At 60.5% G+C, this 23963-nt stretch carries 26 protein-coding genes; 25 read left to right on the top strand and 1 reads right to left on the bottom strand.

Translation table 11 applies throughout. The features are described 5' to 3' along the window. Positions 1-90: 90 nt before the first annotated feature. Genes WS89_RS00950 through WS89_RS33520 form a run of 3 tightly spaced genes read left to right on the top strand, consistent with a single transcriptional unit; the run spans position 91 to position 1100 of the window. Positions 91-486, top strand: a complete 396-nt coding sequence (locus tag WS89_RS00950; RefSeq protein WP_059789185.1) for a hypothetical protein — start codon at positions 91-93, stop codon at positions 484-486. Continuing rightward, positions 483-941, top strand: coding sequence for a hypothetical protein (locus tag WS89_RS00945; RefSeq protein WP_059789184.1), 459 nt, complete (start codon positions 483-485; stop codon positions 939-941). Before WS89_RS00950 ends, WS89_RS00945 begins: the two co-directional genes overlap by 4 nt. A gap of 9 nt (positions 942-950) precedes the next feature. Continuing rightward, a complete protein-coding gene (locus WS89_RS33520; RefSeq protein WP_156440482.1) occupies positions 951-1100 on the top strand; it encodes a hypothetical protein in 150 nt (49 codons plus the stop codon). A 130-nt stretch (positions 1101-1230) separates the two neighbouring features. Here the strand turns inward: WS89_RS33520 and WS89_RS00940 are convergent, their stop codons facing one another. Beyond that, positions 1231-1725, bottom strand: a complete 495-nt coding sequence (locus WS89_RS00940) for a hypothetical protein (protein WP_059789183.1) — start codon at positions 1723-1725, stop codon at positions 1231-1233. A 255-nt stretch (positions 1726-1980) separates the two neighbouring features. On the opposite strand from WS89_RS00940, the gene WS89_RS00935 reads away from it, so the two are divergent. From WS89_RS00935 to WS89_RS00835, 22 genes are all read left to right on the top strand, one after another. Continuing rightward, on the top strand, positions 1981-2208 hold the full coding sequence (locus WS89_RS00935) for a hypothetical protein (protein WP_059789182.1): 228 nt from the start codon (positions 1981-1983) through the stop codon (positions 2206-2208). Between the two features lie 190 nt (positions 2209-2398). Then, the gene (locus WS89_RS00930; RefSeq protein WP_373558375.1) at positions 2399-4513 is read left to right on the top strand and encodes a cobaltochelatase CobT-related protein; all 2115 of its coding nucleotides are present in this window, start codon (positions 2399-2401) and stop codon (positions 4511-4513) included. A gap of 115 nt (positions 4514-4628) precedes the next feature. Continuing rightward, positions 4629-5819 (top strand): AAA family ATPase, encoded by a 1191-nt coding sequence (locus tag WS89_RS00925; protein WP_059609008.1) that lies wholly within the window; start codon positions 4629-4631, stop codon positions 5817-5819. 9 nt (positions 5820-5828) lie between these two features. Then, positions 5829-6485, top strand: a complete 657-nt coding sequence (locus WS89_RS00920; protein WP_059789180.1) for a sigma factor — start codon at positions 5829-5831, stop codon at positions 6483-6485. Between the two features lie 110 nt (positions 6486-6595). After that, positions 6596-7108, top strand: a complete 513-nt coding sequence (locus WS89_RS00915; protein WP_155753751.1) for a hypothetical protein — start codon at positions 6596-6598, stop codon at positions 7106-7108. A 15-nt stretch (positions 7109-7123) separates the two neighbouring features. Further along, a complete protein-coding gene (gene dnaE / locus WS89_RS00910; RefSeq protein ID WP_082741739.1) occupies positions 7124-10483 on the top strand; it encodes a DNA polymerase III subunit alpha in 3360 nt (1119 codons plus the stop codon). A gap of 14 nt (positions 10484-10497) precedes the next feature. Further along, a complete protein-coding gene (locus WS89_RS00905; protein WP_156440481.1) occupies positions 10498-11139 on the top strand; it encodes a hypothetical protein in 642 nt (213 codons plus the stop codon). Between the two features lie 144 nt (positions 11140-11283). Then, on the top strand, positions 11284-12408 hold the full coding sequence (locus WS89_RS00900; RefSeq protein ID WP_059789178.1) for a hypothetical protein: 1125 nt from the start codon (positions 11284-11286) through the stop codon (positions 12406-12408). Between the two features lie 65 nt (positions 12409-12473). Further along, positions 12474-13520 (top strand): hypothetical protein, encoded by a 1047-nt coding sequence (locus tag WS89_RS00895; protein ID WP_059789177.1) that lies wholly within the window; start codon positions 12474-12476, stop codon positions 13518-13520. Positions 13521-13533: 13 nt separating this feature from the next. Then, the gene (locus WS89_RS33515) at positions 13534-13773 is read left to right on the top strand and encodes a hypothetical protein (protein WP_179949828.1); all 240 of its coding nucleotides are present in this window, start codon (positions 13534-13536) and stop codon (positions 13771-13773) included. 3 nt (positions 13774-13776) lie between these two features. Further along, positions 13777-14844 carry a hypothetical protein gene (locus WS89_RS00885; RefSeq protein WP_082741738.1) on the top strand — a complete coding sequence of 356 codons (1068 nt, stop codon included), beginning with the start codon at positions 13777-13779 and terminating at the stop codon, positions 14842-14844. 56 nt (positions 14845-14900) lie between these two features. After that, positions 14901-15290 carry a hypothetical protein gene (locus WS89_RS00880; RefSeq protein WP_059789174.1) on the top strand — a complete coding sequence of 130 codons (390 nt, stop codon included), beginning with the start codon at positions 14901-14903 and terminating at the stop codon, positions 15288-15290. After that, positions 15259-15555, top strand: coding sequence for a hypothetical protein (locus tag WS89_RS00875; protein ID WP_059789173.1), 297 nt, complete (start codon positions 15259-15261; stop codon positions 15553-15555). The genes WS89_RS00880 and WS89_RS00875 overlap by 32 nt, the downstream gene beginning before the upstream one ends. Then, on the top strand, positions 15545-15991 hold the full coding sequence (locus WS89_RS00870) for a hypothetical protein (protein ID WP_059789172.1): 447 nt from the start codon (positions 15545-15547) through the stop codon (positions 15989-15991). Before WS89_RS00875 ends, WS89_RS00870 begins: the two co-directional genes overlap by 11 nt. 61 nt (positions 15992-16052) lie before the next feature. Continuing rightward, positions 16053-16460: a cell wall hydrolase gene (locus tag WS89_RS00865; protein WP_082741746.1), complete on the top strand. Its 408-nt coding sequence runs from the start codon at positions 16053-16055 to the stop codon at positions 16458-16460. Positions 16461-16524: 64 nt separating this feature from the next. Beyond that, the gene (locus tag WS89_RS00860; protein WP_156440479.1) at positions 16525-17073 is read left to right on the top strand and encodes a hypothetical protein; all 549 of its coding nucleotides are present in this window, start codon (positions 16525-16527) and stop codon (positions 17071-17073) included. A gap of 70 nt (positions 17074-17143) precedes the next feature. After that, entirely contained in the window at positions 17144-18229 is a 1086-nt protein-coding gene (locus WS89_RS00855) for a metallophosphoesterase (protein WP_082741737.1), read from the top strand. Further along, positions 18230-18424, top strand: a complete 195-nt coding sequence (locus WS89_RS33510; protein WP_156440478.1) for a hypothetical protein — start codon at positions 18230-18232, stop codon at positions 18422-18424. It abuts the gene before it with no gap. After that, positions 18424-20388: an AAA family ATPase gene (locus WS89_RS00850; protein ID WP_059789168.1), complete on the top strand. Its 1965-nt coding sequence runs from the start codon at positions 18424-18426 to the stop codon at positions 20386-20388. Before WS89_RS33510 ends, WS89_RS00850 begins: the two co-directional genes overlap by 1 nt. A gap of 140 nt (positions 20389-20528) precedes the next feature. Continuing rightward, the gene (locus WS89_RS00845; protein ID WP_156440477.1) at positions 20529-20957 is read left to right on the top strand and encodes a hypothetical protein; all 429 of its coding nucleotides are present in this window, start codon (positions 20529-20531) and stop codon (positions 20955-20957) included. A gap of 20 nt (positions 20958-20977) precedes the next feature. After that, positions 20978-21559, top strand: a complete 582-nt coding sequence (locus WS89_RS00840) for a hypothetical protein (RefSeq protein WP_059789166.1) — start codon at positions 20978-20980, stop codon at positions 21557-21559. 121 nt (positions 21560-21680) lie between these two features. Beyond that, a complete protein-coding gene (locus WS89_RS00835) occupies positions 21681-23942 on the top strand; it encodes a ribonucleoside-diphosphate reductase subunit alpha (RefSeq protein ID WP_059789165.1) in 2262 nt (753 codons plus the stop codon). The last annotated feature ends 21 nt before the right edge of the window (positions 23943-23963 follow it).

Below are 23963 nucleotides of genomic sequence, written 5' to 3'. Positions count from 1 at the left end.
AACAAGCCCGCATCTGCGGGCTTTTTCGCGTAGGAGATCGACATCGGGTAAACCACGCCCGTATCATGTGCGGAATTTCTGGAGAAGCACATGAACAACAAACCCTTCACACTCGGCGATCTACGCATCATGCTCGCCCCGCTTAGCATCGCGCGTCGCAATGCTGTTCTTTTCGCGCTCGATACCGGCACCTCGATCGAAGAAGCCGTCCTGCTTGGCTGGAAGGAAGCACTCCGCGGCGAATACAGCGACTTCGCTAAGGAAATTGTGCGCGCGCAGCCGCGCCATCTTCACCTGGACTACGTGTTCTGGGAATACCTCGACAATGGTGTCGCAGCGCCGTTATTTGGGCTCGAAGATAGTGTCAAGTCGGTATCGCTCGGTCGAGACTTTGCTGAGCTACAGGCGCTCTACGATCGCATGGTATGGGTCGATACGCGCGCTGAAGCCGATGACTTCAACCGAGTCCTGAGTGAGGTGATGTGAGCGAGAGTTTCGTTTTCTGGATCGATTGGGGAGGGTGGCTTTTATCGAACGTAGTCGTCGGTGCTTTTGCGCCGCTGCTCCTTCTCTGGGTCATCAAGTTCGGCCGCGCCATCGTGCATTCGACAACACCGACCGATACCTTCGCGCCGTTCCGCGATGGTCAGTTGGGATTCGTTGCGCTGGGCTGGGCTGCCGGCGCGGAAGCCGAGATCTTCAAGTGGGCGGCGAGTGGACACCTGGCCTTCTGGGAGTTGTGGGTTGGCCTGTTGATCTTGATTCCCGCAGGAGTCGGCGCGCTCGTCGCTGGCCTGGGTTCGATCGCCACACCACATACGCCCGCGCCGGCGGCATCGATCTGGGCCTGGATGCGCACTTACCTGGCATTCACTGCTTCGGTGATAGCGTGCGTGGTAGTATTGGTCATGGCTGCCGCGGTGCACTACGCCGCGAATTGAGGAGGGAACATGCAATTCCTGCACCAACAACACCGTCTTGACGATCTGAATACGCTTCAGGCAAACCAAGAGCTGCTGCGTAAGGTCGCGAAGTTCGGCATTGCCGGCTCACTGCTCGCCATGTTCGCAGCGGTAGCAATCGTCCTGTTTGCGCGTTGACAGTTTAAGCCGTAACGTCGTATCAAAAGAAGCCCGCCACTGTGCGGGCTTTTTTGTTTTCGTTAGGCGCTGGCGGATGGGAAGCGCAGAGCACAAAAGAATCCCCGCGCTCGGCGGGGCTCACTGGGGCTTACGAAGTCGGCTTCTGCGTCGAGCCCGAAACCTTCTTCGGGGCGGGGCCGCGTTTGACTTCTTTGCTCGCTAGATCAAGGCGTTCCTTGTTGCGTTCCGCGAACGAGCGAAACGCCTTACCAAGATCATCGATAAGTTCTTGGTCAGCGAAATCAAGGTTCATCACGCCCAGTTCCGAGCGAGCATACTCAACAAGGGCAAATTCCGAACGCGTGATCGTCGAATTCCTGCCGATGATGTCTTCCAGGATGTCCCAGACTTCCGGAGTCTTTTCAATCATCACCATGCGGAGCAGGTGGACGGGATCGATGCCCAACGACTTTGCAAGCAGCTTGACCTTGTTGAGCGGAACCTGCGTGCGGCCCTGCTTCAGCATCGTGATCATGTTCGGGTTTTCGTAACCGATCTCCGCCGCGATCTGTCGCTGCGGTTTGCCCGACAGTCCGATCACGCCAGAAATGTAGTCGGCGACTGAAATTTGTTTGGTTGCCATTGATGAGCCTCCCCAAAAATTCTTGAATGTTCGGTGATTCTAGCACCGAAGAAATTAGTTACAGATGACTTTATTATAGTGGGTCTAGTAGCGCCCAACGAAGGAACTATCGGCAGTCGTTTCGATGCCCTGGCTTCCCATGTATCTGGAGCGTCACAAAACTTGTCTGATCCTGACTGTATCGGTCTATAATATAAGTAACCGCTTATCAACATGCGGACGATACGAAGAACTCAATCATTCAAGGAACGCTTCATGTTGGAGAACCTCACCCTTATCCGTGCACCGTATTCGGCCATGATCGACCTCAAGGTCGACTTGCGTTTGATTGCAAGCATGGACGCGGGTTCCACGCAAACGGAGATCGGCGAGCACCCGGACTTCGGACAGCTGATTCTGATCGATTCGTCGATGGGCGACTCCACAATCGCGGTTGCCAGCAATGGCGCAGAAAAGCTCAACAACTGGTTATCCGCAAGGTGATGTGCTGACTTGCCATAAGTGGGTGGTGATAATTGAAATTCGATGAGTTGATAGCCCAAATTGTGGGCCTGAGGGAAGCCTGATGCGCGTAAACAACAACGTTCTGATACTGCGGGAAGCGATCACCAAGATCGTTCCGATGTTAACTCAGCGTTCAGTGAAGGTTACACAACAGGGGACGCGTGCTTACGTGGCATACAGCCGCAAGACACACGCGATCGAGCGCGTGAACCTTCCCTATATTCCTGACGACGCGGACGATCAGTTGCTCGCGGCGACGCAGGGCTTTCTCGACCACGAAGTCGGGCACATTCTCTTTACGGACCAGAAGGCGGTCGTGAAGGCAGAGAAGCTCGGGATCCACTGGCTGCACAACTTGGTCGAGGACACCTACGTTGAGCGCAAGATGGGTGAGCGTTTTCCGGGCTCCGGCGGTCACCTTGGCCGGATGCACGGCTTCTTCCTGCGTGAATACATCGACAGCCAACTCCGGGAGGCGCCGGAGCAGGCAAAGAACATCCTGTTGGTCCCGGCATTCCGTGCGCTGGCCGGGCAGCCGGCGTTCATCGATTACATGGACGACAAGTGGGATCAGGTCGCCGACGTCGTCGATAAGCTCGGCAAGGACTTCGCGAAGCTGCTGAAGGGCGTCAACAGTTCGTGGGACAGCCTGAAGGTTGCGGAGGAGGCGAAGAAGCGCCTGTCGACCCCGACGCCGAAACCCAAAGTGCCGCCGCCACCGTCACCGCCCGCTGCACCGCTCGAGCCGCCACCTGAAGACGCGTCGTCTGAGCCGCCGGAGCCCGGTATGACGGGCGACGAGAGTGATCCGGATGAGGCGGTCGCGGGCGATCCGAGCGGCGGCAGCGAGCCGCTGCCAGAAGCGGAGCCGCTGCCAGAAGCGGAGCCGGTGGAAGAGCAAGACCTGGAGTCGACGGCCGAGTCCGAGAGTGGGCCGAGCGGCGCCCCCGAAGGTGAGGATGTTCGGGATGAGTCCGCGCCGGAAGATAACGGCGAACAGGGCGACACTGACGCAAGCGCAGAGGCGGGAGAGGGTGCCGACTCGGCGACCGACGAAGACCAGGACGACCCGAGCGACGAGCAGGGCGACGAGCAGGGCGACGGCATGCTGGGTGGCGATGCCGCTCAGGGCGATCAGCCGTCCGAAGACGGCGAAGAGCAGGAGCAAACCGAGAATAGCTCTGGCGAGACGGGCGCGTCTGGTGCAGAAGGCGAAGACGAGGGCGATGCCGGCGAGCATGGCACGATGCCAGCTGGTGGCGCCCCTGCAGAGAACGAAGAGCCGACGACGTCGCTGTTCGATGAGTTGAGCGAGTCGCCGGCGCCTGACTTCGACGAGGCAGCTGCAGAGGCGCTGTCGAAGAATGCGCGCACCGCCACGAAGGGTTCGCAGTATTCCCTGTTCTCGCGAGACTATGACGACGTGTCGCTTCTGGAGGTCGAGGAAGGTTTCAACCAGGATCTCGTGACTCGCATGCAGAAGGAAGTCGATCACATGATCGGGCCGCTCCAGAAGACGCTCGAGCGTGCAGTTGCTGCGCGTTCGGCCGCGGTATGGACTGGCGGTCACAAGACGGGCCGGCTGCATGGGCCGTCGCTCGCGCGGATCAGCGTCGGACGCTCGGACGTGTTTCGACGCAAGCAGACCAACAAGACGAAGGACGTCGCGGTCGAGCTGCTCGTGGACTGCTCTGGGTCGATGTGGTCGCATCGCAAGATGGTTATCGCTGCATACTCAGCTTATGCACTGTCGTCGGTGCTGGATCAGTTGGGTATTCCGAACGAGGTGCTCGCGTTCACGACGAAGGACTATCCGCGCGATGCGCTCGAGCAGCTAGTCCGGGAAGAGGAGGAAGGTGGATTCCGCTACACGCGTCGCTCAGCACTTCGGCTCGCCATCGTGAAGGGTTTCAACGAGCGCATGACGCCCGACATTCGGCGCCGCTTCGCGCAGTTGGCGCACTGCGACGACATGATGGCTGAGAACGTCGATGGTGAATCGGTGCAGATCGCCGCCCGTCGCTTGATGCAGCAGCGCGCGGAGCGGAAGATCCTCAAGGTGCTGTCGGACGGCATGCCGGCGTGCAACGGGATGAGCGCGGCGCTGAACGAGCATTTGAAGGAGGTCGTTCGCAAGGTGGAGGCATCCGGTGTCGACGTCATCGGCTTGGGGATCGTCTCGGATGCGGTGGAGGCGTTCTACCGCTCGCACGTCGTGCTGAACGACGTCAAGGATCTGCCGACCACCGTCATGAAGGAGTTGCACCGACTCCTCTTGAAGTGATTTTTTACGCCCGAAAGGATAAGTAAAAAGTGACTTTACAAATCCAAGTGGGCACCTCTATTATTCACCAATCGCTTAATTTCTTGAATTTTTCGTGTTGAACACGGGGGAACGAATGAACGAGTCCAACGGCAAGATCGCTTGCGCCATCTGCGGCGCGATGATCCATTCGGTTGAGCTGCACCTGAAGGACAAGCATGAAGACATGACGCTTCACCAGTATCAGGCTCAGTATCCGAATGCGCCGGTTCTGTCTGAGGTCGCGAAGTCTGCGATCGCAAAGCGCCTGGCAGAGCAGGGCAGCGCCGCGCCGGCGGTCGCTATGGCCGGCAGCGCAATGCCGGCGAATGTCACCGCGCTCAATCCGAACGGGGAGACGACAGGCGCTCTGCATGAAGTCTTTGGGCTCGGTGACGCGCCGGCCGGCAAGAATGGACGCGGTCAGCCGATCCCCGTGACGGTCTTTGCCAACCCGTCGAATCCCGAATTTGTGCCCGCTGTCGACAGCGGCTTCATCTTCGACGTGGACAACCTCAAGAACGCCTTGATGGCGATCGAACTCGGAAAGAACCTGTTTGTCTGGGGCCACGCTGGGACGGGCAAGACGACGCTCGTCGAGCAGATCGCGGCACGCACCGGGCGACCCGTCGTTCGCATCCAGCACTCGATCGGCACCGAAGAAGCGCATGTGCTCGGCCAGTGGGTCGTGCGTAACGGTGAAACCGTCTTCGAGCCCGGCCTGCTGCCGCTCGCGATGCGTCATGGCTGGATCTATCTCGCCGACGAATACGACTTCGGGTTGCCGGCCGTCCTCGCTGTGTATCAGCCTATTCTCGAATACGGTAAGTCACTAATTATTAAAGATGCGTCGCCGGAGTGGCGCGTCGTGAAGCCACACCCGAACTTCCGATTCGTTGCGACGGGCAACACGAACGGCTCCGGTGACGACACGGGCCTGTATCAGGGCACGCAGATTCAGAACGCTGCGAACTTCGACCGGTTTGGCATGGTCATTGAGGCGACCTACATGAAGCCTGAGCTCGAGCAATTGATCCTCGTGAACCGGTCGAAGATCAAGTCGGACCAGGCACAAAAACTGGTGCAGTTCGCGAACATGGTGCGCGATTCGTATCGGTCGAAGGAAATCAGCAACACGATCTCGCCGCGCTGCCTGATCGATGCAGCCGATATCGGGCTGCGCAAGGGCAGCTGGCGCGCCGGCCTGACGCTCGCCTTCATCAACAAACTTTCGCCCGTTGATCGTCAAGTCGTCGACGGCGTCGCATCGCGCATCTTCACCAGCTAAGGACCGGCCATGCTTGCCCACGCAGAAACGAGGGCGGCTACGGCCGCCCGCAGTGCCTACTACACCGACAACATCGGTCTTCTCCATAAGTTCGCGAAGAAGGGGTTCGGCCGACTCGCGGAAGCAGGTGTCTCGGTTGATTACGAGGACGTCTATCAGCAGATGACCGAAAGCCTCGTCCGCTGTATCTCCACCTTTGATCCGACCAAGGGCTGGAAATTCTCTGCCTACTTCGGTCAGTCGTGCTGGAACAACTTCAACAAGTGGGCCGAGCGCATGATCGAAGAGCGAACGAGACTCGGTCTGGTGAGCACCGAGGCGCTGGCAGGCGACGGGCTCGACGAGGGCGGTAGCGGCGACAGCTACGAGTTCCTCTCGTCCCAGGATGAAGAGGAAGACGCAGACACGCCCGAGAGCCTGCTCGAGCGTCGCCAGTCGCGGTTGGCAAACATTGCGATGCTCACCCCGAATGCGAAGCGCGTTGTGGCGTTGCTGCTGCACCAGACGCCCGAATTCATGGCGTTCTTCGAAGAGACGTGCGAGCGCATGGTGCTGCCGCCGAAGGACATCACGCTGCGCATGATCTTTCGGTTCCTGAGCCTGAAGAAGTCGGAGTGCGATCGCGTCAGGGCCGAGCTCGAGCGTGTCTATGGGGTTGCGCTGTAATGGCTTCGCCGAGCTGCTACGGTTTGCCGTCGGTTTTCGTCGCCGAATCCAAGACGTGTTCCGCATGCGGTGAGAAGGGCGGTTGCGTATCCGCTTGTCACGGGATGCTCATGTCCCTGGCGAAGAAGATGGACGTCACGACGAACCTCGCATACCTGGAACGCACGGCAAAAGTCGTAACTGCTCAGTCGACACCCGCATCGAACCCGATGACAACGATCGCGGCGCCCGCGATGGCGTCGCTCAAAGTCAATCTCACGATGGGTGCACGGGAAGAAGCTCTGCTCGCCTCTGTCCCGGTGCGCGTCGCCAAGGTGTTGAAGCCGATGCTCAAGCGCGGCTTGGACGCGCGGGCGCGCTACCGGGTCGCGAATGGCGAGAACCCCTTCGGCAATGGGAGCGCACCGTGGCTGCGGCTCGCGGGCGACATGCTGCTCGCCGGCGGGTTCACCAAAGCAAAGCTGCGCGCGGAGTATGTCCGCGTTTATGGTTGGTCCGAGGGCACCGCGTTTTCGCGCGTGTCGATTGTGGTGGCGCTTTTCCCTGCGCTCGGTATCGCGCGACTGGCGGGTGACCGCATCGTGTGCGCGCCGGGCGCGGTCGGGAAAACTGCTGTTTGTTAACCGGGAACCCTTTATATGAGTGTATCAACGAGTCTGCAACGGCACTTTCTGAATGCGCGATCCGACTTCTCGATGGGGCAGTCGATCCTGCAGGTCGACAAGATGGTGGATCGCGCAAAGGAGCTGGGCTACGCCTCGCTCGCGCTGGTCGACACCATGACCGTTTCCAACATGGTCACCTTCGCCGGCAAGGCGCAGAAAGCGGGGGTCAAGCCGATCATCGGCTGCACGCTGCGCGTCTACGAGGATCCGACCTACCGCAAGCCCGCGAAGTCGAGCGGTGAGGCTGAAAAGCCCAACCCGTTCTTCATGGTGAAAGCCTATGTGAAGAACGACAACGGCATGCGCAGCCTCATGAAGCTGCTGTCGAAGGCCAACAGCGCGGAATACTTCTACTACCACTCGCGTATCGGCTTGCAGGAGCTCTACGAGCTCGAGGACTGCATAATTTCGACTGGCGACTTCTACGGGCTGTTCCATTACACGAAATACGAGGAAGTGTTGGTCGACCTGTTTCGCCGCATGCCGGTGTTCGTGGAGCTCGTGCCGCTCAACACGCCGCTGTATCGCACGATCAACCAGCGCGCGACGGAAATGATCAACAAGCACGGGATGAGTGCGATTCTGTCTTGGCCCGCGCTCTACCCGAACGAAGAGCACGCCGACACGCTCGATGTTATGCGAGTCATCATCGAGGCGCGGGACGTCAAGATGGGCGATCGCCGCGTCATGCGACCGCATGCCCGTGACTTCTGCATGAAGCCGATGACGGATATCGTCGTTGCCGCGCGGGATCTGGACCTTCCGGTGATGCACGCGATGAAGGGCAACCAGGAGCTCGCCGATGCCTGCACATACGAGTTCAAGAAGCTGGATCCGTGTCTGCCCAAGATGGCCGACGACGAGTTCAAGGCGCTGATGGAGGCATGCGCGGTGGGCTGGCGGCAGCGGTTCTCTGCGCCGGTGCTGGGCCACAAGCCCGACGCGTCCGAGCTGCCGGCATACAAGCAACGGCTTGCGTATGAGCTCGATACCTTGCGCAAGCTGGGTTTTTCCGGCTACTTCCTGCTGACGCAGCATATCGTCCAGTGGGCGAAGCAGGCCGGCATCATCGTCGGGCCAGGCCGCGGTTCGGTGGGCGGCTCGCTCGTCGCGTATCTGATGGGTATCACCGACGTCGATCCTATTCGGTTCGATCTGCTGTTCGAGCGCTTTATCAACCCGGAGCGTCTCGATTTGCCCGACGCCGACCTGGACTTCATGTCGAAGCGCCGTCACGAGGTCATCGAATATATCGTGGAGCACTTCGGGCGGGAGAATGTCGCAGGCATTTCCAACTACAACACGCTGGGCGCAGCGTCCTCGCTTCGTGATTGCGGGCGCGTCCATGACCTGTCTCCGTTCGACTATGCCTGTTCGAAGCAGATGGAAAGCACGCATGGAGTGTCCGCGTCGCTCGAAGAGTCGGCCGCGGTGGTCCCCGAGATCGACAAATTCCGAAACAAGTTCCCCGATGTCTGGAAGCATGCCGTAAACCTTGAGGGCGCCGCGCGCGGCCTCGGTCAGCACGCAGCGGGCGTCGTTGTGGCCGGTGAGCCGATCGTGAACCGCGCGGTTGTCGAAACCCGAACGGGCGGCCCGGTGTGCAATTGGGACAAGCGGTCGGTCGAGGATTGGGGGCTCATCAAGATGGACATCTTGGGTCTGACGAACCTCGATGTCCTGAAGCTTGCCTCCGACTACATCAAGGAGCGTCACGGCAAGACCATCGACCTGTTGAAGCTGCCGCTTAACGACGCCAAGGTGATGAAGGCGTTCGGGCAGGGTGACACGACGGGTGTGTTCCAGTTTGAATCGCCTGGTATGCGTCGCATTTTGCGCGAAATGGCGCTCGCTGGCGATGTCACGTTCGATGACTTGGTCGCTGCGGTCGCGCTGTATCGTCCGGGACCGCTTGATGCCGGGCTGTGCGACGACTACATCGCCATCAAGCAGGGGAAGAAGCATCCGTATTACGAGCATCCGAATATGGCGCCTGCGTTGAAAGACACGTTCGGTGTGATCGTGTATCAGGAACAGGTGATGCAAGTTGCCCGCGACGTTGCTGGCTTCACGCTTGCCCAAGCAGACCACCTGCGGAAAGCAATGGGCAAGAAGGACAAGGAGAAGATGGCCGAAATGCGCGAGAAGTTCGTATCTGGCTGCGTCTCTGTATCCGGTATGGACGAGCGCGCCGCAGGCATGCTCTGGGACAAGATCGAGGTGTTCGCTGGTTACGCCTTCAACAAATCGCACTCAGTCGAGTATGCGGTGATCTCGTTCTGGACGATGTGGCTCAAGGTCTACTTCCCGGCGGAGTTCTTCGCCGCGTCGCTGACGGAGCTCGACAAGGAAGAGAAGCGCGAGTTGCTGGTGACCGAGGCGCGCCGGATGAACATTCAAGTCCTGCCACCGGACATCAACCATTCGAGCGCCCGTGTCGAAATCGTCGGCGAAGACAAGCTGTATGCGCCGTTCCAGGCGCTCAAGGGCATGTCGGAGAACGCAGCAGGCTATGTCGTCGACGCGCGCGCAAAGTGGGGGCGGCCATTCGCGAACCGCACCGACTTTGATGCGGCGCTGAAGTCTGCCGGCTATACCGGCCGGCACATCAACTCCGCGGTGAAGGAGAAGCTCGCGCGCATCGGTGCGTTCGCTGAGTGCGAAGGCGATCGCGTAACGGCTATGCACCCTGACCGGCAGAAAGACCGAATTGAGCTCTTGCCGGGTTTTGCGGTCGAAACTGTGAAAGCTGACCGCGCGCTGAACGCCGAGAAGCTCGCCCTGCTGCAAATCGTGCGGCTCGCTGAGGAAACACGCAGCTGCGATAAATGCTCGCTGTCGGGTGGTTGCCACCCGATGCCGCGCGTGGGTAAGACGCCGAAGTTCATGGTGGTCGCCGACAACCCGAACTGGCAGGAGGAAAAGGCGGGCAAGTTGCTCGAGGGCGACAACGCGGCGATGCTCATCAACGCACTGAAGGAGGCAGGGCTGTCGCCGCAGGACGGCTACTTCACGGCGCTGGTGAAGAGCGGCAAGCCGAAGGACCAGAAGACGCTCAAGAACGAGCAGATCAATGCCTGCAGTGAATTCCTGCAGCGTGAGCTCGACATCCTGAAACCGCCCGTTATCGTGACGCTCGGGAGCAATTCAGCGCGATTCTTCGCGCCGAGCGTGAAGGGGGCAACCGCCGAGCTCGCAGGGAAGGTCGTGTATGACCCGAAGCGCGATGCGTCGATCGTGTTCGGCATCAACCCGGCGCAGATCTATCACGATCCGGGCAAGTATTCCGTATTGCAGACCGTGGCGGCGAAAACCGCCGAACTTATCTCGTAACAGAAGGAACGATCATGACTCAGACCGCCGCAATGACCGTCAATCAGATGGCGCAGATGGTGGGCAATATCGACAAGCCGGCCGTCGAAGGTGCTGTCGAACAACTGGCTCCGGCTGCGCCCGTGCCGGCAGACCAACCGAACGAACATGGACTGCGCGTGTTCGTCGACGCGGCGCAGCTCAAGCACGATCTACAGGTCAATCCGAACGATCTCGACGAAGCCGTCATCAGCCAGGCGCCGATGTTCGTGCATTACGCACAGCAGGCAGCGTTGGCGAGGCGTCAGTGGGAGAAGTGCAAGCTGGCCGCTGACGTGATGGAGTCGACGCTCGATTCCGCATGGCGCAAGAAGTTCGTTCTGGACGGCCTGAAGGCGACCGAGAAGATGGTCGAGAACGCGGTGAAGTCCGATCCGCGCATGATTGCGGCCCAAACCAAGGTGATCGAGGCCCGCGCGCTCTACGACATCGCGAACGATGCTCGCGAAGCCTACATGCAGCGCAAGGACATGATCGTGCAGGTATCGGTGGATCGCCGGCGCGAGCGCGAGGGTCAACTGCGGATCATGCAGGCGCGTGAAGCCGACAACGCGACGACCAGCGCTCGCGACCGTGCGCTCGCCGCAGAGCAGGCGCGGATGCAGCAAGCATCCTAGCGGATGCCTTCGTTTTAATCTATAAAGTAAGTCACGACTGACTATAATTATGATGTGAGACGGGCAGACTAGCACTCCGCCCGTCAATCAAACTGTTCGTAACTTCCGACTTAACTGTCACTGAAACTGTTCAAGGAAACTTACATGAGCACCGCAGCACTGATGGAACTCCTCCAAAAGCGTAAGGCCGAGACGGGTGGTCAAAAGACCATCAAGCCGAAGGCCGGTCGCAACCGTTACCGCATCCTGCCCGGTTGGCGCGGGAACGGTGATCCGCTCTTCTATCACGACTTCGGTCAGCACTTCATCAAGGATGCTGCGGGCCAGGTGAAGGCGGTTTACATCTGCACGGATCGCACGTTCGGTCGCCCGTGCGAGGTGTGCGATGCAGTCGCGACCGCGATGGCGTCGACGACGGACGACGTGACGAAGAAACGCATCGAAGAATCGAAGGCAAGCGGCCGCGTGCTGCTGAACGTCCTCGAACTCGACGGCACGAACGCCGGCGTGCCGCAGATCCTCGAAATCCCGCCGACCGTATTCAACGGCAACAAGGGCGTGGGCGGCATCATCAGCCTGTTCGACGAATGGCCGAACCTGCTGGATCCGAACACGGGCTGCGACATCATCATCGAGAAGTCGGGCGCCGGTAAGGACACCCGCTACGGTGTGCAGGTCGCGGGCGGGTCGAAGCCGGTTCCGGCGGATGCGCTGACGAAGCTGAACAACCTGGACGACTTCGTGAAGCAGGAAAGCGAAGCGGCCGCACAGCGCGCACTGACGCAGGTTCGTGCGATCGCGGGTCTGCCGGCCCCGACGGGTGCGGCGCTTGGCTACTCGTCGGCCGCCATCGCGGCGAATCCGTATGCGGCACAGCCGGCACCGGCAGCGTGGGAAGTCGACGAGACGCAACTGATCGGCGGTGTGGGCGCGGCGGCAGCTCCTCCGGTGGTCGCGGCAGCGGCAGCGGCAGCGGCAGTTGCACAGCCGGCGGTTGCGGTTGAAGCGGCAGCGGTCGTTCAGCCTGCGGTTGCTCAACCGGCTGTCGCAGCCGTTGCGCAGCCCGCAGTCGCAGCAGCGGTTGCTCAACCGGCAGTCGCCCAACCGGCTGCAGCGGTTGCCCAACCGGCTGCAGCGGTTGCTCAACCGGCAGTCGCGCCGGCGCCGCCGGCGCCGCCGGCGGCGCCGGCGGCACCGGCGGCACCGGCTGTTGCGGGCGCCTCGACGGGCGATGCCGAGCTGGACGCACTTCTCGCCGGCCTGCAGTAAGCGGTAGGCAGGTCGAAACTTGCGGCGGGTCACAAGCCCGCCGCTTTTTCATTCAGGGGTGAGAAGTGGCGAACACTGTTCTAATCGACGCCAACTCGATCGGTCGTGCTGCGCATGCAGCGACCAAGCTGACAGTCGGGCGGTTTCAGACCCAGGCGATTTACAACTTCCTGCGCACGATGTCGGCAGTGGGGCGTGAATACCGCGGCTGGAACTTGCTGGTTCTGTGGGACGGTCGCGCCGACCATCGATACGCGATCTATCCCGACTACAAGGGCAAGCGCAAGGACGCCCTTGCCGACCCCGAGAAAGCAGCAGACCGCGCTGCCTATGAGGCGCAAGGCCCGTTCATTAAGAAGTCGCTGGAGTATCTGGCGATCCCCCAAATGACGAATTCTGCGCTCGAGGCCGACGACCTGGCCGGCTACTTCGTGCCGCGCCTCACCGCACGTGGGCACGTCCAGCTCATCACGGGTGACTCGGACTGGCTTCAACTGGTAAACGAACGCTGCGCCTGGTTCGATCCGCGCAACGATGGAAAACGCGTGACGCACCAGGACTTCTTCCAGCAAACGGGGTTCTTCAGCCCGCGCGAATACCTCGAAGGCAAGGCGCTGATCGGGGATACGAGCGACAGCATCACGCCCGCCGGTGGCATCGGCGAGAAGGGAGCACCGGAATTCATGGCGCAGTTCAGGTCGATGGCCGAGTTCTGGCGTCAATGCGACGCGGGCGAGTTCGTTCCCCGCTTGAAGGCTCATAAGCGGCTCTGGCAAGGCACCAGCCCGTATACGAAGGAAGAGTGGGAAGCACAGTTCCAGGCCGACCCTGAATGGGATGAGAAGGCACTAAAGAGGGCGCAGAAGAAGCACACGGATGCGTGGCCCGGCCAAGCTCGGGCGAACTGGATGCGGAACATGCGTCTCATGAACCTGCTTGAGCAGCCGCATCCCGACCCGACGAAGACAACGATCACACCGGGGGCGCTGAACGAAGAGGCGTTCCAGGCCCTGTGCGACAGGCTGGTGTTCGCGTCGATTCGACGTGAATACGGGCATTTCATTGAACCGTTCCGAGAACGCTGGGCAGCACGACAGCAGCGGGCGGCGTAAAGAGGTTTCTACAGTGGAAGAGATTGTGATTCGAAAGGATGTTCCGATACCGCCGCGACAGGTGGTGTGGTCGAACTATCTGAAGCTGCTCGACGTGGGGCACTCGTTCCTGATACCGGCCGACGTTGACCTCGAGAAGGCGAGGAGCGCGATCCGCGTAGCAGCACACCGTGTGGGTATCCGGGTGTCAATCCGAAAAGACGAAGAAGGCCGCACCGGTGTGTGGCGTGTTAAAGACGACAGCAAGGAGTAAGGCATGAGTTTGGCAGACGATCTGGCGAAGGCAATTTTGGGCGCTGTTGGCGAGAACGACGAAGAGCTGGAGGTTCCCGGCTACATCGACACCGGCTATGAGCCTCTGAACGAAATCCTCTCGGGCAACCCGAAGGACGGCGGTATTCCGATGGGTCGTATCATCGAGATTTTCGGGCCGTCGAGCTCGGGCAAGACCTGGCTTGCCACGCAGATCATGCGCCGATCGCAGGAAATGGGCGGTGTCGCACTGTTCATGGATCACGAGCTCACGTTCCAGGTTCCGTTCGCGGTGCGCAGCGGCCTGAACGATCAGTTCCCGTTCTTCATCTACAAGCGCCCGGATACGTGGGAAGCTTCGAATACGATGGCGCTGCAAGCTGCTGAAGCGATCCGCAAGAGCAAGAAGCTCGATCCGCTCGCGCCGATCGTCGTTGTGTTCGATTCGGTCGCCGCGATGATCCCGCAGTCCGTGTTCGAGAAGGGCATCACGGACTACAACATGAACGACACGACTGCGCTCGCCCGCGTGTCGTCCACGACGCTGAAGGCAATCAACCAGCAGGCGGCGAAGCTGAACATCACGATCATCTACCTGAACCAGATCCGCACGACGCCGGGTGTGGTGTATGGCGATCCGACGCGCACGCCGGGCGGTTCGGCATTCGAGTTCTACGCGACGCACCGCCTCGCGCTCGGGAAGAAGTTCATCTATCAAAAGGTGGGCGGCAAGAACGAGATCGTCGGACAGTTGATGGGCATCGAAACCAAGAAGAACAAGCTGGCGCGCCCGCGTCAGGAAGTCGATCTTCGCCTGCAGTTCGAGGACGACGGCATGACGACGGTGAACCTGACGCTTTCCCTGATCGAGCACGCAATCGCGGTCGGAAAGCTCAAGAAGCTCACCACCGGTCGCGTCGAATGGGTCAACGGGAATAGCTACCCGCCGAAGCAGCTCGCCGAAATTGTCGATACGGGCGGCCTGAAGCCGGTTCTGCTGCACATGCTGTATCCGAGCCACTACCCGGCGCCGACCGCAGCACCGGCAGTTCCTGCACCGGCAGCAGCGTAAAACGCGGAGCGCCTCACTACATTCAGGGTATCTCGAACCTGAATGAGTGAGGCGATATGAACCATCACGTAATCGAATTTGCGCCGCCGGCCGAAGGGCTCGACGGCGTTTTGCCGTTCAACACATTTCGCATAGGCAAGGTGTGGGCGGGCCGCGTGAAGGACGGTGACACCGTCTACCTGATGGACAAAAAGAAGATGCTGATCTTCGGACGCGCCACGGTGGGAGCTGTCTTCACGGGCAAGCTGCGCGAGCTCGCCGAGACGCACGCGGTATTCAACCACAACCAGATAGACAACCCTGACGTGGAGAGCGCGCCCGCACGTCTGATCGCGAACATGCAGAAGCGCTACGGGCCGCACATCGCTCACGACAATAAGCTCACCACCGTTATTTACTTGAGACGAATTCCCGATGAAACCGAACATTCCGATCACACTCCCTGAAGACTGGACCGTTGAGCCGTATGGGGTCGAGGACGCAGTGACCATCGTCGCGCCGGGCCGCAGTGGCTTCGTCACCGTGGCAGAAAAGCGGCGCAACTTCATGCTCGGCACGGGCCTGCCGCGCCGTAGCGCCCTCGGGTCCATCAATTACAGCGGGCGTGGCTGGCGGGCAAAACTGTTCACAGCGGCGGTCGAGTCGCTCCAGCGTGCGATCGCCGGCACTGGCGAGAACGACGAGACGCGCCGAGCGCTGTATGGCAGGTGAAACGAAGGTCAAGGATTACGTGCCGTCGCCCTGCGGCACGTATCAGGCCGCGAAGGTGAAAAAGGGCAGGGCGCTCTTCGGCGAGATCCGCAAGTATCCGAACGGAATGACGATCTATTGGGCCTTCCGAAAGCCCGACGAGGTCTTCCTCGAGCTCGACGCGTGGGCGATCGATACCGAGACGGTGCGCGTCATCAAATCGAAGGGCTGCACGCATATCGGAGTCCTGGTCACGAACGGGGATCGATACCTGACCACCATCGAGCGCATGACCGACAAAGACGCGGGCGCCATCGTCCTCAACTATAGCAACCACGTAGGGCGACAGGGCAAGGTCGGGGCGCGGCAGTGGTATTTGCCGCGCTCGCAGTTCGTCCAGTCGCTCGCGCCTGCTGAGGCGACGATCGACCTTATGCGGATTCGCGGGCGACAATAATAAGTCGCAAGTGATCTATTTGATACAATTCAACATTGTCAACCAACACAAGGGAAGGCGAATGGTTTTAGCGTCCGCGCTTTTGTGCCTGGCACTCAATGTGTATTACGAGAGCCGCTCTGAACCCATCCTGGGGCAATACGCCGTTGCTGCGGTTACGATGAACCGCGCGGATGGCGACAAGAACAAGGTATGTGAAGTCGTCACGAAGCCGCATCAGTTCAGTTGGACGAAGCGCCGCGTGCGTCGCAACGGTGACAGCTACACGCTGGTCAAGTCTGCCGCTCCGAAGGACGAAGAAGCATGGGAGGTCGCGAAGAAGGTTGCGTGGCAGACCCTGCACGGCCACAAGGTTGATGTGACGCACGGGGCGACGTTCTATCACGCCAACTATGTGCGCCCGGCATGGAGCAAAGAGTTCAAGCGCTCGGCCGTGATCGGGAAGCACATTTTTTACACTCAAACATAAGTCAGCACTGACTATAATAAATGTGTAGCACCTATTTTTAACCACTCAACACACCAGGAACACCATGAAGGCAACTTCGTTTCTTTCCTTTCTCTTCTGCATCGTGATGCTGCTCGCGATCCCGTTTGCTCCGCTGGCCGGAGTCCATCACGCGAGCGCCGAGAGCTTCGCTGCGTATCTCTGCGGCTGCGTCGCGGTTCTGTCGATCGTCCGTATGTTCGCCCGCGGCGGCGTCAAGGCGGTCGAGGTTCCCGCACCGGGCTTCCGACGATACCTCTTGGTCCTGTATCGGATGTTCGATGCAAGCCTGTTCCTGACGCTCGCCTATCACGGGCACTTCATCGTTGCCTCGCTCGTCGGAATGGTCTTGGCGATGCAGCTTGGCGCGTTGTCCGCCGTGCTGAGCACCGAGGCGGATCTCGAGGACAGTCTTCGCAAGGCAGCCGGTAACGGCGAGGGTGCGCCGAAGGAACCGATCGACGTATCCGAATTGTCCGCCCGTGTCGATTCGTTGGCTGCGTCGGCAGCGAACAACACTGCCGCGATTCACGCGGAGCAGGTTTCGCGGATGACAACCGATGCGCGGATGGAACCGCAAGCGCAGCCCGCCTGATTCAAAGCTGTGAAGACCGGGGCCGAGTGCCCCGGTTTTGCATCCAGTGATCGAAATTCAGAATGCCCGTATGGGCACAATCAACGAGGTAAAAATGAAGCCATACGGCGTCATCAGCGACACCCACAACCATAACTGGAACGCCTTCTCGCACGTCGGCGAGGATCTGGTGAACAACCGCCTGAAGATGATCCTGGACGACACCGAGCGGTGCGCTCGTGAAGTGGTTGCTGCGGGTGGTGACACGGTTTACCACGGAGGCGATCTGTTTCACGTTCGCGGCTCGATCGAGCCGAGCGTGCTGAACCCGACGCGCGATCGCTACGAGCACATTTACCGCACATACGGCGTGAAATTCAAGCTGCTCCCCGGCAATCACGATCTTGAGCATCGCCATTCGAACCGCGTCGGGAACGCAGTCGAAGCGATGCGCAGCGGGTGGATCGACGTCGAGGACGACTGGTTCGAATACGCCGAGAATCGCGTAGTCATGGTGCCCTGGATCGAGCGGGTCGAAGACCTGAAGGAGAAGCTGAAGGGCATCGCGGAAGTCATGGGCGACAACGGCGCCATCGACAGCTACGACCTCATCATCCACGCGCCGATCGACGGCGTCATCGCGGGGCTGCCGGATCACGGGCTGACGGGCGAATGGCTCGCGGACCTGGGATTCAAGCGCGTGTTCTCCGGCCACTATCACAACCACAAGGAAATCGTGCCGGGCAAGGTCTGGTCGATCGGCGCGCTGACGCACCAGACATGGGGTGACGTTGGCTCGAAGGCCGGCTTCCTCATCGTGACGGAAAACGAGGTGAAGTGGCACAGCACCAATGCACCGGAGTTCGTCGACATCGAAGCGGGCATGGACCCGGTCGAGGTGCAACTGCGGTGCGACGGCAACTACGTCCGCGTGAAGGTCGTCGATGCAAAGCCGTCCGAGGTGTCGGCAATCCGCGATGCGCTCATGAAAGCGGGCGCGCTGGGAGTGCAGGTCAACGTCGTGAAGTCCGCTTGCACGACTCGCGCTACGGCAAGCACCGTGAAAGCGGGCGCGTCGGTCGAGGTGTCGGTGACGAGCTACATCAAGAGTGGCAGCTTCGAGCATGCCGATCTGGTGGCTCAGGAAGCGATCAAAGTTCTGGCGGAGGCAGTCTAAATGAGCGTTCGAGCAACATTCTGGATGCGGGACTTCGACGCGAATCCGCTCGTTATCACCGCCGGCCAGTGCGTGCCGCACCACTCCGGCGCTGAGAATCGACTGGTGCGTGTGGACGTCAACGATCCCGAGCCGGTGAAGGCAATCTACGTCAACGCATCTGACGTTGTCGCATACAAGATCGAGGAGCTGTAATGGATTTTCTGAAACTGCGCGCGGTCAACTTCCTGACGCTGGGCGACACGGGCGACATGCCGCTCAAGGATCGCGGCCTGATCGCGATCATGGGCGAGAACAAGGACGACTCGTCGGCGAAATCGAACGGGTCGGGCAAATCCTCGATCGCTGACGCATTGTGCTGGGCGCTTTTCGGGTCGACAGCTCGTGGCGAGTCGGGCGACTCGATCATCAACCGGAAGGCGAAGAAGAACACATACGCCGCAGTGACCGTGCAGGATGGCGAGTCGATCTATGAGATCCGTCGGCACCGCAAGGACAAGCAGTTCAAGAACGGGACGACCATCACGGTCTGGAACCCGGCCGATCACTACTTCAACAGCGGTGCCGGCGAGCGGATCGAGAAGGGCACCGAGAAGGAGATCCAGTCTCAGATCAACGAAATCGTCGGCTGCACCTATGAGGTGTTCAAGGCGGCGATCTACGCGGGGCAGGAAGACATGCCCGACCTGCCGAAGATGACAGACAAGCCGCTCAAGATGCTTATCGAGAAGGCTGCCGGCATCGAACGTCTCGAGAAAGCCTATGAGATTGCGGGCAAGAAGCGGGACGCCGCGGTGGCGGCTATCGAGTCGTCGAAGAAGCAGATCGAGAATGCCGAAGCCCACATCATCAACTGGAAGGTGTCGCTTCAGCAGGCGGAACAGCAGCACGCTCAGTTCGAGGCCGCGCGGCCGGACGTGCAGAAGGGGTGGGTCGAGCGTCAGGATGCGATCGCAGATGCGATGCGCAAGAACTTTACGACCTATCAGAACATGAAGGAGCCGGAGCTGATAGCGGAGCGTGATTCGCTCCAAGCGCAGCTGGCCGACCACAACAAGCTCCTTCAGCAGCGTGACGCACTGATCCGCGACGAGAACAACGCACGTCATGCGCTCACGGTGGCACAGACTGAGCTCGGTTCGATCCGAACACGGGTTGTTGCGCTGACAGAGGCGATCAAGAACGCGCCGGAAGCTATGTCGAAGCCGTGCGGGGAATGTGGAAAGCCTCACACGCCGGACGAACTGGACACCTTCATTACGCATCAGAAGACGAAGGCAGCCGAGGTCGCGACCGAATACCAGGCAAAGCGCGCTGAGGTCGAGACGCTGGAAGCAAAAGTTACCGCGGCTGGTAAGGCGGTGGCGGACTACGCGGCGACGATTCCCGACGTCTCCGCGGTGTCGGCGCGCGTCGCCGAGCTCAACACCCACATCAGCTCGGCGCAACATCTGAAGAACGTCCTGCAACAGCAGAAGAACGAGCACGACCGATGCGCGACGCAAGCTGCGGCTGCGCTGACGGCGGTCAATCCCCACCAGTCGGCCGTCGACATGGGCAAGCAGCAGATCGAAGCGCTCGAGAAGCAGGTGGCAGACGTCAAGGCGGCGCAGGAACCGCTTCTGCAGGCCGCCGAAGTCGCGGAGAGCGTCGTGAAGGTATTCGGGCCGGCGGGCGTGCGCGCTCAGATCCTCGATACGGTGACTCCGTTCCTAAACGACCGCACGTCCGACTACCTGTCGGCTCTGTCGGACGGGAACATCAGCGCAGTCTGGTCGACGCTGGCGAACACGACAAAGGGCGAGGCCCGAGAGAAGTTCCACATCGACGTGGAGAATGCCGAGGGCGCAGACAACTTCGGCGGGCTGTCGGGCGGCGAGAAGCGCAAGGTGCGACTCGCGACCATGCTCGCGCTGCAAGACCTCGTGGCGTCGCGAGCAGCCAAGCCCATTTCTTTGTGGGTCGGTGACGAAATCGACGATGCGCTCGACAACTCGGGCCTCGAGCGTCTCATGACCGTGCTGGAGCAGAAGGCGCGGGAGAAGGGCACCGTTCTGATTATCAGCCACGAATCGCTGTCCGACTGGTGCGACCAGACTGCGACGGTGACGAAAAGTGGAGGCGTGTCGACGGTATCGGGGGCGCTGTGTCACGCGTGATCCCATTCGGTGTGTCGGCCCCGAACGCGTCCACCCACACAACGAAGGCTCCGACGCTCGACGGGATTCTCGCGGCGATGGAGAAGCTGAACGCCACTATGCCCGGAGGCGTTCAGCTCGCAGCTAAGGAGGAGCAACAGATGGAAGACAAGCAAGCACAAGCGGTGAAGTTGGCCGCGATGTTCTGTGACGAGGCTCGGCGGGTATTTCAGCCCGCAGACGGTTTCAAGCTGTCCGGGCCGGCAACGCTGACGATCAAGACGCGTCAGGGGCAATACAAGAAGAAGGCATTCATTGGCGACGAGGCGTTCTCGTTCTCGTCGGCATACGCAGGCAAACGGGGCGATGTGATCGGGGTGTTCAAGTCCCGTGTGCCGGTCGACTGGTCGTTCATGGAAATGCCGCTCAACGAGGCGTGTGACGGCCTGAATGGCTTCAAGGCGTTCGCCGACTCGTGTGCCGGCGGCAGCATCGGCGAGGCAATCGAAAACATGGACGCAGCGGTCGTCGCCGCGAAGGCAGCTGAGCGCAGTGCTCAGATGGCTGACCCTGCGTTCGCAAGCTGGTAACCCACTCAGAAGGAATCACCATGAGCAGCATCATCAAGGTGGCGGGACTGGACCCGTCGATGAGCAACTTCGGGATCGCACTCGCGGACCTGGACATCGACAACATGGAACTCAAGGTCACTGACCTGATCCTGGTCGAAACGGAGCCCGATTCGACCAAGCAGGTGAAGAAGGTGTCGGACGATCTCCGACGCGCCTATGAGGTGCGCGAGGGCATGCTCAAAGCACTGCAAGGGCGCGCTCATGTCGCGTTCTCCGAAATCCCGCTGGGGAACGCCGCCAAATACAACAACGCGATCTTCAACGCCGGCTTCGTCGTCGGCGTGCTTGCGAGCTGTCCGATCCCGATCATCGAGGTCTTCCCGATGGACGTGAAGATGGCAGCAGTGGGGCACCGGCAAGCCGCGAAGGAGGAAATGATCGAGTGGGCCGTGACGAAGTATCCGGCCGCGCCCTGGAAGACCCGCACCCTGCGCGGTAAGCCCGTGCTCACGAAGAGCAACGAGCACTTGGCGGACGCGGTTGCCGCGATTCATGCGGGCATCGAGACACGCGACTTCGAACAGATGATCGCGATGCGCCGGTCGCTGCTCGCAGCGTAAAGCAGCCCCGCCAAACTACACTGAAATCAAGGGTCGCTCAGCGACTTTTTATTTGGTCTGGAAGATAAGTTAACGCTGACTTATACTCCCAGACCCTCCTTCTCCAACGAATAGATACAGCATGCAAGAAGTCGTAAAGCGTGATGGCTCCCGCGAGCCGCTCCAGATCGAGAAGATCCAAAAAGCAACTGCTTGGGCCTGCGCCGGCCTGAACGTCTCGCAGTCGGAGCTGGAAACCAGCATCGGCCAAATGTTCTTCGACGGTATCTCGACCGCCGACATTCACCGCGCGACGATCCTCGCCGCGGCTGGCCTCATCAGCACGGAAGCCCCGGACTACACGTTCGTAGCGGCCCGCCTCCTGAAGCAGCAGATCTTCAAGGAATCGCACAACTCGATTCACTATCCGCGCCTCGCGGGATATCTTGCTTCGGCCGTGCGTGCGCAGAAGCTCTCCCCGGATCTGATCGACGGCCGTTTTGACTTGGAGGCGCTCGACGCGGCAATTTGCCCGGACCGTGATGACCTGTTCGACTATCTGGGTTTGCAGACCCTCGCGGATCGCTACTTCATCCGCGAGACGCCTGACGGCCGCATTCTCGAAATGCCGCAGCATTTCTGGATGCGTGTCGCGATGGGCCTCGCATTGCGCGAAGACGATCCGACCGAGCGCGCGATCGAGTTCTATCACGTGCTGTCGCAGTTCTACTTCGTGTCGTCGACGCCGACGCTGTTCAACTCCGCCACGCTGCATCAGCAAATGTCGTCTTGCTACGGCAACAAGGTGGGCGACTCGATCGTCGCCGACGAGGGCGAGCACGAGTTCAATTCGATCTATGGCGCGATCACGGAATGCGCGCTGTTGTCGAAGTATGCCGGCGGCATCGGCACGGACTGGACCCCGGTTCGCGGCGCCGGCGCCCACATAAAGGGCACGAATGGAAAAAGCTCGGGCGTCGTCCCCTATCTGAAGGTCTACAACGACACCGCGGTCGCCGTGAATCAGGGCGGTAAGCGCAAGGGCAGCTTCGCGCCGTATTTGGAAACCTGGCACCCGGACCTGCCGAAGTTCCTACTGCTGCGCAAGAACACGGGCGACGAGCACGAGCGTGCCCACGATATCTTCCCGGCCAACTGGATCCCCGACCTGTTCATGGAGCGAGTCGAAGCCCGCGGCATGTGGCGCTTCTTCGATCCGTCGCAGCACCCGGACCTGCATGAGCTCTATGGCGATGCGTTCAAGGCGCGCTACGAGGAGCTGGAGGCGGCCGGCGCATACGTTGGCGAGGTTGAAGCGATCAAGCTCTGGCGCGACATGCTGACGGCGTTGTTCGAGACGGGTAACCCGTGGATGACGTGGAAGGACGAGTGCAATCGTCGGAATCCGCAGTCACACGTTGGTGTGGTCCACAACTCGAATCTCTGCACCGAGATCGTTCTGAACAACTCGGAAGACGAGACGTTCGTGTGCAACCTCGGTTCGGTTAACGTCGGCCGCGTCAACCCGTTCGACCACCCGAGGCTGTTTCACCGCGTCATCAAGACCGGCATGCGGATGCTCGACAACGTGATCGATATCAACTTCTACCCGAGCGACCGGGCGAGGGCAGCCAACATGCGGCACCGCCCGGTGGGCCTGGGGCTGATGGGTTTGTCCGACCTGATGGCGCAGAAGGGCATCGATTGGGAGTCGGATGCCTGCCTCGATCTAAACGACGAGCTGTTGGAGCGGCTGTCGTATGAAGCAATCAGCGCGTCGTGTGACCTGGCTGTCGAGCGCGGCGCATACAGCACGTTCGAGGGTTCGAAGTGGTCGCAGGGCATTCTTCCGATCCACACGGCGCGTGACCAGTCGATGACGATGCCCGGAAAGTGGGTCGAGCTCCGCAACCGCGTCATGTCGTATGGGATGCGCAACAGCAACACGATGGCGATTGCGCCGACCGCGACGATCAGCAACATCGTGGGCGCATCACCCTGTATCGAGCCGAACTTCGAGCGCTTCTCGTCCAAGAAGAACATGGGCGGCAAGTTCCTCGTGATCGCGCCGTCGCTGCGCTTCTCGGACACGATCAAGACCGCGTTCGAAATTGACCCTACGTGGATCGTGAAGGCTGCGGCCCGCCGGCAGAAATGGATCGATCAAGCGCAATCCACGAACATCTGGATTAAGGCCGGCACGAAGGGCAAGGATCTGTCGGCCCTCTACATGCTCGCGTGGAAGCTGGGCCTGAAGACGACCTACTACCTCCGCACGCAGAGCGCAGAGCAAGCGAAGACGGTCGATGCGCCGGCTGAAGCGCCCGCTCAGGACATGATGGAAGCGGAAGTGGGGGCTGGGCTCTGCTCGGTGACGAACCCCGACTGCACGTCCTGCCAGTAACCTGAATACGGGCCGGGAAAC

The sequence above is a fragment of the Burkholderia sp. MSMB1072 genome (assembly GCF_001524725.1).
Lineage (GTDB): Bacteria > Pseudomonadota > Gammaproteobacteria > Burkholderiales > Burkholderiaceae > Burkholderia.
Note: the sequence above shows the minus strand (reverse complement) of the source record. Positions and strands in the feature narration are given on the sequence as shown.